The organism is Klebsiella sp. GG_Kp175, assembly GCF_040062325.1.
Taxonomy (GTDB): domain Bacteria; phylum Pseudomonadota; class Gammaproteobacteria; order Enterobacterales; family Enterobacteriaceae; genus Klebsiella; species Klebsiella quasipneumoniae.
In genome coordinates this window covers 82,637-97,455 of the sequence record NZ_JBEAFX010000009.1, presented here as the reverse complement: position 1 = coordinate 97,455, position 14,819 = coordinate 82,637, and the positions used below count along the sequence as shown (strand labels likewise).

Below are 14,819 nucleotides of genomic sequence, written 5' to 3'. Positions count from 1 at the left end.
CGTCAAATCTGTCGACAGGCTGTTTTTCGTCAGCATTTCGCCCAAAAAAGCCGCGTATCATCAAGGAATACCCACAATGAAAATATGGCATAGAAGATGCATAGTGACGGCGCGATAGCGCAAACGCGCCCATTGAATAACTGGAGCAAGACCGATGAAAAAAGTCGTCACGGTTTGCCCGTATTGCGCATCAGGTTGCAAAATCAATCTGGTGGTCGATAACGGCAAAATCGTTCGGGCTGAAGCGGCGCAGGGGAAAACCAACCAGGGAACCCTGTGCCTGAAAGGCTATTATGGCTGGGACTTTATTAACGATACCCAGATCCTGACGCCGCGCCTGAAAACCCCCATGATCCGTCGTCAACGCGGCGGCAAGCTGGAAGCTGTCTCCTGGGATGAGGCGCTGGATTACGTCGCCACTCGCCTCAGCGCCATTAAAGCCAAATATGGCCCGGATGCGATCCAAACCACCGGCTCCTCCCGCGGCACCGGTAATGAAACCAACTATGTGATGCAAAAATTCGCGCGCGCCGTTATTGGTACCAATAACGTCGACTGCTGCGCTCGCGTCTGACACGGCCCTTCGGTTGCAGGTCTGCACCAGTCGGTCGGTAACGGCGCCATGAGTAATGCCATCACAGAGATTGATAACACCGATCTGGTGTTTATCTTCGGCTACAACCCAGCGGATTCCCACCCTATCGTGGCGAATCACGTCATTAACGCTAAACGCAACGGGGCGAAAATTATCGTCTGCGACCCGCGCAAAATTGAAACCGCGCGCATCGCCGATATGCACATTGCGCTGAAGAACGGCTCGAATATCGCGCTGCTCAACGCGATTGGCCACGTGATTATTGAAGAGGATCTGTACGATAAATCCTTCGTCGCCAGCCGTTCCGAAGGCTTCGAGGAGTATCGCAAAATCGTTGAAGGCTACACGCCGGAGTCGGTGGAGGAGATCACCGGGGTCAGCGCCCAGGAGATCCGCGCCTGCGCCCGGATGTACGCCAGCGCCAAATCCGCCGCCATTCTGTGGGGCATGGGCGTTACCCAGTTCTACCAGGGCGTGGAGACCGTGCGTTCCCTGACCAGCCTGGCGATCCTCACCGGCAACCTCGGCAAACCGAGCGTCGGCGTCAACCCGGTGCGTGGCCAGAACAACGTCCAGGGCGCCTGCGATATGGGTGCGCTGCCGGATACCTATCCAGGCTACCAGTACGTTAAGTTCCCGGAAAACCGCGAGAAGTTCGCCAAAGCCTGGGGCGTCGACAGCCTGCCGGCGCATACCGGCTATCGCATCAGCGAGCTGCCGCACCGCGCGGCGCACGGTGAAGTGCGGGCGGCGTACATTATGGGTGAAGATCCGCTGCAGACCGATGCTGAACTGTCAGCGGTGCGCAAAGCGTTCGACGATCTGGAACTGGTGATCGTCCAGGACATTTTCATGACCAAAACCGCCTCCGCGGCCGACGTCATCCTGCCGTCCACGTCGTGGGGCGAGCACGAAGGCGTGTACACCGCAGCGGACCGCGGCTTCCAGCGCTTCTTTAAAGCCGTGGAGCCGAAGTGGGATCTGAAAACCGACTGGCAGATCATCAGCGAAATCGCTACCCGGATGGGTTATCCGATGCACTACAACAACACCCAGGAGATCTGGGACGAGTTGCGGCATTTGTGCCCGGACTTCTACGGCGCCACCTACGAGAAAATGGGTGAGCTCGGCTATGTGATGTGGCCGTGCCGCGATGAGTCCGACGCCGATCAGGGGACGTCGTATCTGTTTAAAGAGAAGTTCGATACCCCGAACGGGCTGGCGCAGTTCTTCACCTGCGACTGGGTCGCGCCGATCGATAAGCTCACCGACGAGTACCCGATGGTGCTGTCGACGGTGCGCGAAGTCGGCCACTACTCGTGCCGTTCAATGACCGGTAACTGCGCGGCGCTGGCGGCGCTGGCGGATGAGCCTGGCTATGCGCAAATCAACACCGCCGACGCCGAACGGTTAGGCATTGAGGATGAAGCGCTGGTGTGGGTGAATTCGCGCAAGGGTCGGATCATCACCCGCGCGCAGGTCAGCGACCGGCCGAATAAAGGCGCGGTGTATATGACCTACCAGTGGTGGATTGGCGCCTGTAACGAGCTGGTGTCGGAGAACCTGAGCCCAATAACCAAAACGCCGGAGTACAAGTACTGCGCGGTCAACGTTGAGCGGATTGCCGATCAGCGCGCGGCGGAACAGTACGTGATCGACGAGTACAACAAGCTGAAATCCCGCCTGCGCGAAAGCGCGATGGGTTAAGGTTCGACGGCCATACCCGATATCCGGGAACCCTCCCCGGTGGCGCTTACGCTTACCGGGGCTACCAACCGAATACCGAACCGTAGCCCGGATAAGGCGCTACGCGCCGCTATCCGGGTATTCACCCCGCTAATTCCCGCCATTTTCTTCTTTTTCGCCTCCCTTTATACTGCGCGCTATGTTCCTTGCTGATAATAAATACAAATGAAATACCTCTTTTTATTTTTACTGGTTTTCACCAGCGGCGCAGCGGTGGCCACCGAACCCGGCAGTCAGTATCAACAGCAGGCGGAAGCCGGCGATCGTCGCGCGCAATATTACCTTGCGGATACCTGGGTCAGCTCCGGCGATTATCAGAAAGCCGAATTCTGGGCCCAGAAAGCAGCGGCGCAAGGCGATGGTGACGCGCTGGCCCTGCTGGCGCAGCTCAAAATTCGCAATCCGCAGCAGGCGGACTATCCGCAGGCCCGCCAGCTGGCGGAAAAAGCCGTTAAGGCCGGCAGTAAATCCGGGGAAATCGTCCTCGCGCGGGTGCTGGTGAACCGTCAGGCCGGTCCCACCGACGTGGCGCACGCCATCACGCTCCTGCAGGATGCCGCCCAGGACAGCGAAAGCGATGCGGCGGTAGACGCCCAGATGCTGCTCGGGCTGATCTACGCCAGCGGTGTGCACGGCCCGGAAGATGATGTGAAAGCGAGCGAATACTTCAAAGGCAGCTCAGCGCTCTCGCGGACCGGCTATGCCGAATACTGGGCTGGGATGATGTTCCAGCAGGGGGAGAAAGGCTTTATCGAACCGAATAAGCAGAAGGCGCTGCACTGGCTGAACGTTAGCTGTCTTGAGGGATTTGATACCGGCTGCGAAGAGTTTGACAGGATCAGTAAAGGATAAGAAAAAGCCCGGCACTCGCGCCGGGCTTTGTGTTTTATTGGGCGGTTTTATCAAACTTGCCCAGCACTTCGCGTTCATACGCCAGCGCTTTTTTACGGTCGAACTTATGCTCCCACTTGGCGATAACCAGCACCGCCAGCGCATTGCCCACCACGTTCAGCGCGGTACGCGCCATGTCGAGGATACGGTCAACGCCGGCGATAAAGGCGAGACCTTCCAGCGGGATCCCGACGCTGCCCAGGGTGGCCAGCAGCACGACAAAGGAGACGCCCGGCACGCCAGCGATCCCCTTCGAGGTCACCATCAGGGTCAGCACCAGGGTGATCTCCTGCCAGATGGAGAGGTCGATGCCGTAGAGCTGGGCGATAAAGATCGCCGCAATGCTCTGATACAGCGTTGAGCCATCGAGGTTAAAGGAGTAGCCGGTCGGCACCACGAAGCTGGTGATCGACGCCGGCGCGCCATAGGCTTCCATTTTCTCGATAATTCGCGGCAGCACACTCTCGGAGCTGGCGGTGGAGTAAGCCAGAATCAGCTCATCTTTTAGGATGCGGATCAGGATCCAGATGCTCAGGCCGCACAGGCGGGCGACAATCCCCAGCACCACCAGCGCGAAAAACAGGATCGCGAAGTAAACCAGCAGCACCAGCTTGGCCAACGGCCACAGCGAGGCGAACCCGAAGGTGGCGACGGTCACTGAAATCAGGGCGAACACCCCGATCGGCGCATAGCGCATCACCATATGGGTGACTTTGAACATGGTTTCGGAGATGGAGCGGAAGACCGTCACCAGCGGTTCACGGTGCGTCGCCGGCAGCGAGGAGAGCCCCAGACCAAACAGCACCGAGAAGAAAATAATCGGCAGCATATCGCCTTTCGCCATCGACGCCACGATGTTGGTTGGCACCAGCGACAGGATGGTGCCCATCAGGCCATGCGCATGGCTCTGCACCTCAGCGGTGGTATTCTGGTATTTCGAAATATCAACCGCCGCCAGCTGCGACATATCAATGCCCGTTCCCGGCTGAAAGACGTTGGCCAGGGTGATACCCAGCACGATCGCCACCGTGGTGATCACTTCGAAATAGATAATCGTTTTGGCGCCGATCCGGCCTAACTGTTTGGCATCGCCCACGCCGGCAATCCCGACCACCAGGGTCGAAATAACAATCGGGACCACGATCATTTTAATCAGATGGATAAAGATATCGCCCGCCGGTGTCAGCAAATTGCTAATCAACCAATCGCGACTTTCGGCGTGGTAATGCAGATAACTGCCCAGAAGGATACCCAGCACCAGGGCTAGCAAAATTTGCCAGGCCAGACTGACTTTTTTTGTTTTCTTCACTACTGACTTCCTCAATGAAAGGCACCATTCCTTTTCGTCATGGTACCCACTGCAGGGGGTATGAATTGTGTTGCGTTGCTTTGTGGGGTTATTTAACGCGCAATATCAGTATCATTTGCACGGCATGCTGCGCAAGCCTTTAAGAACAGGGCTTTCCTCTGCTTTTCTGCATAAAGCAGCGAATTTCCCCCAGTTACCTTGCATAAGTATTTGTAATAAAAAATATTTCACATCATCCATTTCTATAAATTCATTTGCGTAATTATTTCACTTCAAAGTTTCATTTGACGAAATTTCACTCAGTTGAATCATTGCGTGATCTGCCCCCCAATTAACAAACAAAGCTGTCAAAACCCCTACTCTTAACGTTTGTTTGACATATATTTAACAAGTTCAAAGGAGAAAAAAAGCCATGAGCCAAATACACAAACACCCTATTCCCGCTAACATTGCGGAACGTTGCCTGATTAACCCGGATCAGTACAAGGCGCAGTATCAACAATCCATAACCGACCCTGATACATTCTGGGGCGAGCAGGGGAAAATCCTTGACTGGATGCGCCCCTACACCCGCGTGAAGAATACCTCCTTCGCGCCAGGTAACATTTCCATCAAATGGTATGAAGACGGCACCCTGAACCTCGCCGCCAACTGCCTCGACCGCCACCTCGCCGAGCGCGGCGATCAAACCGCCATCATCTGGGAAGGCGACGACGCCAGCCAGAGCAAGCACATCACCTACCGTGAACTGCATGCGGACGTGTGCCGCTTCGCCAATGTGCTGCTCGGCCTCGGGATTAAAAAAGGCGACGTGGTCGCCATCTATATGCCGATGGTGCCGGAAGCCGCGGTGGCGATGCTGGCCTGCGCCCGCATCGGCGCCATCCACTCGGTGATTTTCGGTGGCTTCTCGCCGGAGGCAGTGGCCGGACGCATTATCGACTCCAGCTCGCGCCTGGTGATCACCGCGGATGAAGGGCTGCGCGCCGGTCGCGCCATCCCGCTGAAGAAAAACGTCGATGACGCGCTGAAAAACCCGAACGTAAACAGCATTGAACACGTCGTGGTCCTGAAACGTACCGGCGGTAAAATCGACTGGCAGGAAGGCCGCGATCTGTGGTGGAGCGATCTGATGGCGAACGCCAGCGCCGAACACCGCCCCGTCGAGATGAACGCCGAAGATCCGCTGTTCATCCTCTATACCTCTGGCTCCACCGGTAAACCGAAAGGGGTGTTGCACACCACCGGCGGCTATCTGGTCTACGCGGCCACCACCTTTAAATACGTTTTCGATTACCACCCGGGCGATATTTACTGGTGCACCGCCGATGTCGGCTGGGTCACCGGCCACAGCTATCTGCTGTACGGCCCGCTGGCCTGCGGCGCCACCACTCTGATGTTCGAAGGGGTGCCGAACTGGCCAACCCCGGCGCGTATGTGCCAGGTCGTCGATAAGCATAAGGTCAGCATTCTGTATACCGCTCCGACGGCGATCCGTGCCCTGATGGCGGAAGGCGACAAGGCTATCGAAGGCACAGACCGCTCCTCGCTGCGCATTCTCGGCTCGGTCGGCGAACCCATTAACCCGGAAGCCTGGGAGTGGTACTGGAAGAAGATCGGTAACGAGAAGTGCCCGGTGATGGACACCTGGTGGCAGACCGAAACCGGCGGCTTTATGATCACCCCGCTGCCGGGGGCGATTGAGCTGAAGGCTGGCTCCGCTACCCGCCCGTTCTTCGGCGTTCAGCCGGTGCTGGTGGATAACGAAGGGCTGCCGCTGGATGGCGCCACCGAGGGCAATCTTGCCATCGCCGACTCCTGGCCCGGCCAGGCGCGTACCCTGTTCGGGGATCATGAGCGCTTTGAGCAAACCTACTTCTCCACCTTCAAAAATATGTACTTTAGCGGCGACGGCGCGCGCCGAGATGAAGATGGCTATTACTGGATCACCGGCCGCGTGGATGACGTACTGAACGTCTCCGGCCACCGTCTGGGTACTGCCGAGATCGAATCGGCGCTGGTGTCGCACCCGAAAATCGCCGAAGCGGCAGTGGTCGGTATTCCGCACAACATCAAGGGCCAGGCTATCTACGCCTACGTGACGCTCAATCACGGTGAAGAACCGACGCCGGAGCTGTATGCGGAAGTACGTAACTGGGTGCGTAAAGAGATTGGCCCGCTGGCGACGCCGGATGTTCTGCACTGGACCGATTCGTTGCCAAAAACCCGCTCGGGCAAAATCATGCGCCGCATTCTGCGCAAGATCGCCGCGGGCGACACCAGCAACCTCGGCGATACCTCGACTCTCGCCGATCCTGGCGTAGTGGAAAAACTGCTCGAAGAGAAGCAGGCCATTACCATGCCTTCTTAAGTAAGGACCGATTCCCTACACCCTCTCCCCCACCGGGGAGAGGATAAAAATAAGTCCCTCCCCCAGGATTTCACTCGCAGGAACGCCGTCAGCGAACCGTATCCCGGCCTTTAACGCCGGAGGGGTTGCTGTCGCCAGCGTCCGCTGCGTGGATGACGAAAGGGAGACCTCTGGAGACGCTAAGATGAATGAACAACTTTGTCAGCGGATAGAAAATAGTGCGCATTTCAGGGAGCTGGTAGCATCACGGCAACGGTTTGCCGCCATTCTGTCAGTGATTATGTTAGTGATCTATGTGGGCTTTATTCTGCTTATCGCCTTCGCGCCAGGCTGGCTCGGCACGCCGCTGCACGCCGGGACCAGCGTAACCCGCGGGATCCCGCTGGGCATCGGGGTGATCGTCATTTCGTTTGTTCTCACCGGTATTTATGTCTGGCGGGCCAACGGTGAATTTGACCGTTTGACCAAGAGCGTTCTCAACGAGGTAAAAGCATGATCAAGAGAGTCCTGACGGCGCTCGCCGCCACGCTGCTGCCCCTCGGCGTTCAGGCCGCAGACGCCATTACCGGCGCGGTACAGCGCCAGCCGACCAACTGGCAGGCGATTGTCATGTTCCTGATTTTCGTCGCCCTGACCCTGTACATCACTTACTGGGCGTCAAAACGGGTGCGTTCGCGCAGCGATTACTACACCGCCGGCGGCAATATCACCGGTTTCCAGAACGGGCTGGCGATTGCCGGCGACTTTATGTCGGCAGCGTCGTTCCTTGGTATCTCCGCGCTGGTGTATACCTCCGGTTACGACGGTCTGATCTACTCGCTGGGCTTCCTTGTCGGCTGGCCGATTATCCTGTTTCTGATTGCCGAACGTCTGCGCAACCTCGGCCGCTATACCTTTGCCGACGTGGCGTCCTATCGTCTCAAACAGGGACCGATCCGCACCCTCTCCGCCTGCGGCTCGCTGGTGGTGGTGGCCCTCTATCTGATCGCCCAGATGGTCGGCGCCGGCAAGCTGATCCAGCTGCTGTTCGGTCTTAACTATCACGTTGCGGTGGTGCTGGTGGGCGTTCTGATGGTGCTCTATGTTCTGTTCGGCGGCATGCTGGCGACCACCTGGGTGCAGATTATCAAAGCGGTTCTGCTGCTGTTCGGCGCCAGCTTTATGGCCTTTATGGTGATGAAGCACGTCGGCTTCAGCTTCAATAATCTGTTTACCGAAGCGATGGCCGTCCACCCGAAAGGCGCGGCGATTATGAGCCCGGGTGGGCTGGTGAAAGATCCGATATCCGCGCTCTCCCTTGGCCTAGGACTGATGTTTGGTACCGCCGGCCTGCCGCATATCCTGATGCGTTTCTTCACCGTAAGCGACGCTAAAGAAGCGCGTAAAAGCGTGTTCTACGCCACCGGTTTTATGGGCTACTTCTATATTCTGACCTTTATCATCGGCTTCGGTGCCATCATGCTGGTCGGCGCGAACCCAGTGTTCAAAGACGCGGCCGGGCAGCTTATCGGCGGCAATAATATGGCGGCGGTGCATCTGGCGGATGCGGTGGGCGGCAACCTGTTCCTCGGCTTTATCTCTGCGGTCGCCTTCGCCACTATTCTGGCGGTGGTCGCTGGCTTGACGCTGGCGGGCGCCTCGGCGGTGTCGCACGACCTGTACGCCAACGTCTTCCGTAAAGGGGCGACCGAGCGTCAGGAGCTGAAGGTCTCCAAAATTACGGTGCTGATCCTCGGCGTGGTGGCCATTCTGCTGGGCATCCTGTTCGAAAATCAGAATATCGCTTTCATGGTCGGCCTGGCGTTCTCTATTGCCGCCAGCTGTAACTTCCCGATTATCCTGCTGTCGATGTACTGGTCGAAGCTGACCACCCGCGGGGCGATGATCGGCGGCTGGCTGGGTCTGCTGACGGCGGTGATTCTGATGATCCTCGGCCCGACCATTTGGGTGCAGATCCTCGGTCATGAGAAAGCGCTGTTCCCGTATGAATACCCAGCGCTGTTCTCCATCGCGATCGCCTTTATCGGCATCTGGCTCTTCTCCGCGACCGATAACTCACCGGAAGGGATGCGCGAGCGCGAGCAGTTCCGCGCCCAGTTTATCCGTTCACAAACCGGGATTGGTATCGAACGCGGCCAGGCGCATTAATTTTCTCCCCCTTCCCCGGCATCGTCCGGGGAAGGGGCTTATTCTGCCCCCGTCAGTTGTAGGTGAAGGTGATCACCCCTGCTGCGTTTGCTGAACCTGCTGTCACTATATTTCCCGTCTTATAATAGTTTGTGGAAAAAGCGAGCGACTGCTGAGCGGCTGCCCCGCCAGGACTGTCGGGATGGGTGAAATAGCTATAGCTGGCATCTGCGCCGTCGTTCGTTACCGTCGTACGGCTCGAGGTATAGAGGCTGATGTCGGTATTCAGCGGCAGCGCTTCGCCATCCAGATTCAACTGGACCCCCACCCCGGTGGCAACATTCTCTTCTGCCGTTAAGGCCATTACGGTGTTATCAGGATTATTCCCACTCGCTTCCGCCGCCACCACCCGCATCGAAACATTGGTTCCCGGCTCGCAAAAGAGATTCATGGACTGCCGCGCTGATCCTACCTTCGTCGCGCTATTAAACTCGCCGGTATTGATGCTGCCCATGGCAAAACTAAGATTATTGCTACTGACATCGCACCCCATCGGGATCATCTGGATGCTGGTGGTTCCGCTGATATGCAGTTGGGAAATCGCTACCGAGCCTGACTTATCCTTTGCCGATACCGTCGCCACCGGGTCGTTAAAGGATAATGTACTATTGCTGGCAATCGCGCCGCCAGTCGCTACCAGCTGCAGCTGATACGCCGGGGTGTAATGTGTGGAAGCGAAGTAATCTAAAAAGCCATTAGGCTCACCGAGTTTAAAGTTGGCATCGCCGATATAATGCACCTGCGAGTCGGGAGTGAAATCATTTGTATCGTTCTCATATTCACCACTGATATTAAGCCACACTTTAACGCGTATCCCGATCCCCTGCACCGAGGTGGTATAGATGTTATCGCCGACCAACGCCCCGGCATTGCTCGAAGACCAGGCAAACACCGCGTAAATTTGCCCCTGGCAATTGAGCATAAACGTTTGCGCGTGATTCATTTTCCCGGAATCGTACAGCACCGTACCCGCGGTATAATTTCCGGCGTTGATCAGTATTTTTTCCGGCAGGTTAGTCATCGAGATATCGCCATAATTTTTCCCCTCACATAACGCCCAGCTGTAGGAGGGGATCAGCACCACAATGAAAAATAAAATAAGCTTTTTCATAAACTTCCCTGTCGAAATCATTATTTATAAGCCACATCAAACGTGGCGGTAAAACCGACAATGCCGGGACTCACCTGGCCATAAGGTGAGTACATCCGTGCCGCCATGGTGAACGTGTGGATGTCCGCTTCGCTATCAAAGGTGAAGAGATACTGGTTATCGGGGCCCAGCGGCTGCTGGTCGGCCATGCTGAGCAGTTGCAAACCAACGCCGGTGGCCCCGCTATTGCCTGTCATATAGTTTTTATAGATCGAAGTATGGGTTTCATCGAAACCAGCCCCACTGAATGTGATCGTCACTGCCGACGCATAGGCGGAACAGTTGGAAAAGAGCAGCTTAACCGGCACGCTGGCGCTGCTCGATCCCGCTTTTCCGGAGAACGTCTGATAGGGAACGGTGCCTAAATCAATACGATTCGACGGCTCCACGGCCACCTCACAGGAGGGCGCTTCGATCGTGCCCGTAACCTTAAAATTGACCGTGCTGTTGCTCTCGTAAGCCAACCCGGGAGCGGAGAGCAGTAAAAGGCTAGCCAGTACACAGCCCCCTGCTCCGCAGTCTTTAATGCTCATATCAGCCCTTTTTTCCTGTTGCGAACGTACGGCCATTATCGGCAGATGGCCTGATAAAACTGAATATTGTCGCTCAGCGTGGTGCTGGAGAAATCATAATGAGCGGTGCACTGCTCACTGCTTTTGTCCCCCCAGCGTGCTAGCAGCTGGCCTTTTTTCTGCAACCCCGTCAGGTAAACCTGCCCCTCATCGCCAACGATATTGCTGCGCGAGACGCTGGTGTTAGGCCGGGCGTTATCGAGGGTCACCAGCGCGCCGAAGGGCACCACCCCGCTGCGGGTGCGCAGTGTGAGCATCGCCTTATAGCCAATTCGCGTGTCATACTGCACTTTGACGATCGCGTTGCGCGTCGGTACCACCGTTCTGGCAACGTTATCCACTTCAGCGCCGGGGATTTCCTGTTCATCCAGCGCCAGGCTATTACGATGGTATGGACGGACGTAGGGCACCACGGCATATCCGGTGGCATCCGTCGTCACGTTTGTCTGGCCGCGCACCGTCACATCGCTGACGCCGGGGGTCTCGACCAGCGCCGAACTCTCCCCCAGAAAGCGTGACAGCGTGAGCCCACCTGAATGGGCGACCATGCCGCCGCGCAGCGAATAGTTGTAGTGATTGCTGTAGCGGTCGTAGCCATAGCCGCCCGCCACGTCGCCTTTTGCCCCCTGGTAGTTGACGCTGAGGTTGCCGGAAGTGCTCTTATCCTGGGTGTTGTACCCTTCCAGCACGCTCCAGTTCAGGGAGCGATCCTCGAACGCTGAACCGTTAAGTCCCACGCTGTGCGTGGTGTCGTTATGGCGGCCATGGTTCATGGTGTAATTCGCGGAGAGTGAGTCTCCCAGCGGAATGCTTAACGTCAGGGAGACGACCGTATCGCTGGCCGGCCGGTTATGACCGCTGTCATCGGTGTTCTGCACGTTGCGGTTATAGGAATAGTTAATAAAGTAGGAGGCTTTGCCGATTGCTCCGCTATAGCCCACCCCGACCGACGCCATGCGCGAGTTGTCCCAGTAGGTTTCATTGATCAGCGACAGCGAAAGTGAGCCATAGCCAAACAGCGTCTGTGACACCGAGGCGTCAAAACGGCCTTTCGTTCTGCCGTTGCTGGTACAGCAGTCATACTGAGTGGAAGCGTTATCGACAAAATCCTGAAACGAATAGTATCCCGCGGTGGAATAGCGATAACCGGCCACGGAAAAGTTGGTCCCGGTCTGGAGAAAACTTTTGCTAAAGCGGACGCGATAAGATTGCCCCTGTTCTTTACTGGTCGATGTGGCCGCGGCGTTGGCGTTGACATCAGCCCATGACTGAGAACCATCAAATGAGAGGGCGCCGATAGTCCCAAGATTAAAACCGGCGCCTAACAGCAAGTTGGTGTATTTATCTTCCGCCTGCTGAAAGCCGCTATAAAGAGTAACGTTGCTGGTCACGCCATAAACCAGAGAGGACTGAATAAAGTTATATTCTTTATCGTCGGAGCTACCTGAGCGCGTTCTGCCACTGCTCAGCGCATAGTCCAGCTGGCCCTCGCGCTGCAGGATCGCCAGCGAGGCGAATGGCACCACAAAGTTTTGCTCGCTGCCGTCAGACTCTTTAATGCTGACGTACAGATCGCCGGCGCTGCCGGTGGCGTAAAGATCTTTTATTTCAAAGGCGCCGGGTGCAACGGTGGTTTTATAAATGCTATAGCCATTCTGATAGACCGAGACCTCAGCGGTGGTACGCGCAATACCCTTGATCGTCGGCGCAAACCCGTGAAGGCTATCCGGCAGCATCTCTTTATCTGAGCTGAGCTGTAGGCCGGTAAAGCTCATGCTGTCGAAGATGCCGGACGACGTATAGGTGTTGCCCACCACCAGTTGACTGCGCAGGGTTTGGATATCGCGGGTGATATAGGAGTATACCGACTCCCAGCGACTGCTATTGTCGCTGTGGCTATAGGTGCTGTAGTTGCGCAGGCGCCACGGCCCCAGGTTCACGCCAGGCTGCAGGCTGATAAACTGGCTGTCGATAGTCGCGCCGTTATGTCGCGGGGTATTGCGCTGCCCGGAAATGCTGTAGTTGAGAATACCGGCGTTAATCCCCTGCTGCCACTGGCTCTCCGGCACATAGTCCCTGGGGCGGTTCAGCATGGCGGCTTGTGGGACGGTAAAATCTATCCGCTGTTGGGCAAGTGAAACCGTAAACGTCACGCCCGGGATCGCCGACAGCTGAGCACAGGTTTTTCCTGCCTCGAACAGCTTCGGATAGGCGGCGGTATTGATGAGCCATGAATGAAGAAGCTCCGTAGAAAGACAGGGAGTCACCGTTGCGTTTGCACCAGCGTCAGGGTTATTTACCTGAAACAGGAGCGATTCAGAACCGACATACTTATCATTGATGAAAACATCCAGGTAATAAGTACCCGGCGGTACGCCATCTTGCGAAAAATAAGACAGATCAACTGAAGTCGCACTATTAGCGGTGACTTCGAGTAGGTTTGGGTTGAAATATTCGCCGGCCTCAGCGCAAGTAGGTAGGGTACTCAGGCACAGAAAAATAGCGACGCAGAGACTTTTAGTTGGAAATAGCGGCTCAATGCTACTGAATAAGAGCGGTATATTTCTTCCCTGACATACCATAATCATTAATCACGCTCCATGTGATTTCTTTTTTTCCTGCCGAGGACAGGTTACTCCTGACGGGTATTTTTAAAGTCGAAAACGGGGCTGCAAACCATGCACCAGAAATATTTTTACCGTTAAGACTAACCTGCGAGAAATTCATATACACTGGTGAACTATTTTTTACCGTTAGGGTCGCTCCTTCTTTACCCCATTGTAATTTGTCGGCATAGCTTTCTGGTGTATTACCTTTTAACGCGGCAGGCCGGTAAATTAATTTTATTTTCGAGTTGATAGCAAACTGCACGACATTTTTATCAGGAATATATTCCGTCGCCGGGATCCCTTTAATATTTAGCCAAAACATGGATTCGCGGTCGTCTGGTAACATCTTTCCTGAACGGACAATACGCACAAATCCTTTTTCTCTGGCTTTAAGACGAAATAGCGGTGGTGTAATAATAAATGCATCTTTTGCTGGTGAAGCAGCATCAACCACAGAGAGCCAGGACTGCACGATATTGCTGTTCTGATCTTTATTCTCAACGCTAATAACGGCGTTATTCTTCGTACCATCAAAGACAAGGCGCGTACCGCCAACCACCACGCTGGCTTGCGCGATAGAAGACGACAGCACTAAACCAACCACAAAAAAAGGATATCTCATACGCTTAAATAAGGGGAATAACAGACGATCCCCCTTTCTCCCTTCAATAAAATGCAGAATTAATGATAGGTCACGTTATAAGTTACCGTTGTCTGAACGGCACCCTTTGTCGGTTCACCAGAGCCCGATTTCACCATCTTAACGGTGAACGGAATCGTTGCGGCACCGGAAGAGATATCGACATCGGAACCTTCTTCGTTATTTTTCATCAGGCTACCGGCTTCGTCATACAGCGCCACAGCGACGCCCGTTGCTGCGTCTTCCGTAGCCTGGTTTTTAAAGTAATCGCTATTCGCGGTATCGGAAACCCCGCCGAAAGTCACGCGGGCGGAGTTATTTCCCCCCTCTTCCACCGTCGGGCAATCCGCTAAGCTAAAGGAGAAATTTTTGGCTGCGCCGAAGGTATACGCTTTCAGGTCCGCCACCGAGGTGGTACCCATATCAATGGCAGTCACACCGCCATCGATGGTCGCCGTACAGGTAGTATCTGAAACAATGCCATTAAAGGTAATGGTGTTATCAGCCTGGGCAACGGTAGACAGCGCGCTGCAGGCAGAGAAAATCAGGGCACCTGCCAGAAATTTTTTACTCATCTTCATATTTATTCCCATATCCATTATAAACGACAATCAGTCCGTCAATTGCTTTATGCAGCGATATTAGAGAATGAAATTCAATCAGCGCGGCGTCATGCCGGCATTTACATGCTATCGGCTTGATGACAGGCACTATTATGCAGAAATAAACGACCCACTATGAATCCATTC

General features: G+C 55.4%; 11 protein-coding genes and 1 pseudogene. 5 read left to right on the top strand and 7 right to left on the bottom strand.

Annotated features, from left to right (window positions below; translation table 11 throughout):
• The first annotated feature begins 154 nt into the window (after window positions 1-154).
• Complete coding sequence (fdhF, locus tag ABLU73_RS14990; RefSeq protein WP_077598907.1) at window positions 155-2,302, top strand: formate dehydrogenase subunit alpha; 2,148 nt, start codon at window positions 155-157, stop codon at window positions 2,300-2,302.
• A 204-nt stretch (window positions 2,303-2,506) separates the two neighbouring features.
• The gene (locus ABLU73_RS14985; RefSeq protein WP_004206356.1) at window positions 2,507-3,193 is read left to right on the top strand and encodes a tetratricopeptide repeat protein; all 687 of its coding nucleotides are present in this window, start codon (window positions 2,507-2,509) and stop codon (window positions 3,191-3,193) included.
• A 34-nt stretch (window positions 3,194-3,227) separates the two neighbouring features.
• Here ABLU73_RS14985 and gltP read toward each other — a convergent pair whose 3' ends face one another.
• Both gltP and ABLU73_RS14975 read right to left on the bottom strand, forming a co-directional pair.
• A complete protein-coding gene (gene gltP, locus ABLU73_RS14980; protein ID WP_004206354.1) occupies window positions 3,228-4,541 on the bottom strand; it encodes a glutamate/aspartate:proton symporter GltP in 1,314 nt (437 codons plus the stop codon).
• Window positions 4,542-4,652: 111 nt separating this feature from the next.
• Window positions 4,653-4,853: pseudogene (locus ABLU73_RS14975) on the bottom strand (hypothetical protein).
• Window positions 4,854-4,953: 100 nt separating this feature from the next.
• On the opposite strand from ABLU73_RS14975, the gene acs reads away from it, so the two are divergent.
• From acs to actP, 3 genes are all read left to right on the top strand, one after another.
• A complete protein-coding gene (gene acs / locus ABLU73_RS14970) occupies window positions 4,954-6,912 on the top strand; it encodes an acetate--CoA ligase (protein WP_004206352.1) in 1,959 nt (652 codons plus the stop codon).
• Window positions 6,913-7,096: 184 nt separating this feature from the next.
• Window positions 7,097-7,408: a DUF485 domain-containing protein gene (locus ABLU73_RS14965; protein WP_004206350.1), complete on the top strand. Its 312-nt coding sequence runs from the start codon at window positions 7,097-7,099 to the stop codon at window positions 7,406-7,408.
• Window positions 7,408-9,060, top strand: coding sequence for a cation/acetate symporter ActP (gene actP / locus ABLU73_RS14960; protein ID WP_032429245.1), 1,653 nt, complete (start codon window positions 7,408-7,410; stop codon window positions 9,058-9,060). The genes ABLU73_RS14965 and actP overlap by 1 nt, the downstream gene beginning before the upstream one ends.
• A gap of 52 nt (window positions 9,061-9,112) precedes the next feature.
• Here actP and ABLU73_RS14955 read toward each other — a convergent pair whose 3' ends face one another.
• From ABLU73_RS14955 to ABLU73_RS14935, 5 genes are read right to left on the bottom strand one after another with little or no spacing between them, the layout of a single operon-like run.
• Complete coding sequence (locus tag ABLU73_RS14955; protein ID WP_004206347.1) at window positions 9,113-10,210, bottom strand: type 1 fimbrial protein; 1,098 nt, start codon at window positions 10,208-10,210, stop codon at window positions 9,113-9,115.
• A 20-nt stretch (window positions 10,211-10,230) separates the two neighbouring features.
• Window positions 10,231-10,782 carry a fimbrial protein gene (locus tag ABLU73_RS14950; protein WP_004206345.1) on the bottom strand — a complete coding sequence of 184 codons (552 nt, stop codon included), beginning with the start codon at window positions 10,780-10,782 and terminating at the stop codon, window positions 10,231-10,233.
• Between the two features lie 35 nt (window positions 10,783-10,817).
• The gene (locus ABLU73_RS14945; RefSeq protein ID WP_348850258.1) at window positions 10,818-13,409 is read right to left on the bottom strand and encodes a fimbria/pilus outer membrane usher protein; all 2,592 of its coding nucleotides are present in this window, start codon (window positions 13,407-13,409) and stop codon (window positions 10,818-10,820) included.
• Window positions 13,363-14,052: a fimbrial assembly chaperone gene (locus ABLU73_RS14940; RefSeq protein WP_032426186.1), complete on the bottom strand. Its 690-nt coding sequence runs from the start codon at window positions 14,050-14,052 to the stop codon at window positions 13,363-13,365. The genes ABLU73_RS14945 and ABLU73_RS14940 overlap by 47 nt, the downstream gene beginning before the upstream one ends.
• A gap of 59 nt (window positions 14,053-14,111) precedes the next feature.
• On the bottom strand, window positions 14,112-14,669 hold the full coding sequence (locus tag ABLU73_RS14935) for a fimbrial protein (protein ID WP_072096590.1): 558 nt from the start codon (window positions 14,667-14,669) through the stop codon (window positions 14,112-14,114).
• Window positions 14,670-14,819 lie beyond the last annotated feature (150 nt).

Bases quoted from the DNA above. Each gene is read 5' to 3' on its own strand.
- acs (WP_004206352.1), top strand. From the start codon at position 4,954: ATGAGCCAAATACACAAACACCCTATTCCCGCTAACATTGCGGAACGT.
- ABLU73_RS14940 (WP_032426186.1), bottom strand. From the start codon at position 14,052: ATGAGATATCCTTTTTTTGTGGTTGGTTTAGTGCTGTCGTCTTCTATC.
- ABLU73_RS14965 (WP_004206350.1), top strand. From the start codon at position 7,097: ATGAATGAACAACTTTGTCAGCGGATAGAAAATAGTGCGCATTTCAGG.
- ABLU73_RS14985 (WP_004206356.1), top strand. From the start codon at position 2,507: ATGAAATACCTCTTTTTATTTTTACTGGTTTTCACCAGCGGCGCAGCG.
- ABLU73_RS14945 (WP_348850258.1), bottom strand. From the start codon at position 13,409: ATGATTATGGTATGTCAGGGAAGAAATATACCGCTCTTATTCAGTAGC.
- ABLU73_RS14935 (WP_072096590.1), bottom strand. From the start codon at position 14,669: ATGGATATGGGAATAAATATGAAGATGAGTAAAAAATTTCTGGCAGGT.
- ABLU73_RS14950 (WP_004206345.1), bottom strand. From the start codon at position 10,782: ATGAGCATTAAAGACTGCGGAGCAGGGGGCTGTGTACTGGCTAGCCTT.
- ABLU73_RS14955 (WP_004206347.1), bottom strand. From the start codon at position 10,210: ATGAAAAAGCTTATTTTATTTTTCATTGTGGTGCTGATCCCCTCCTAC.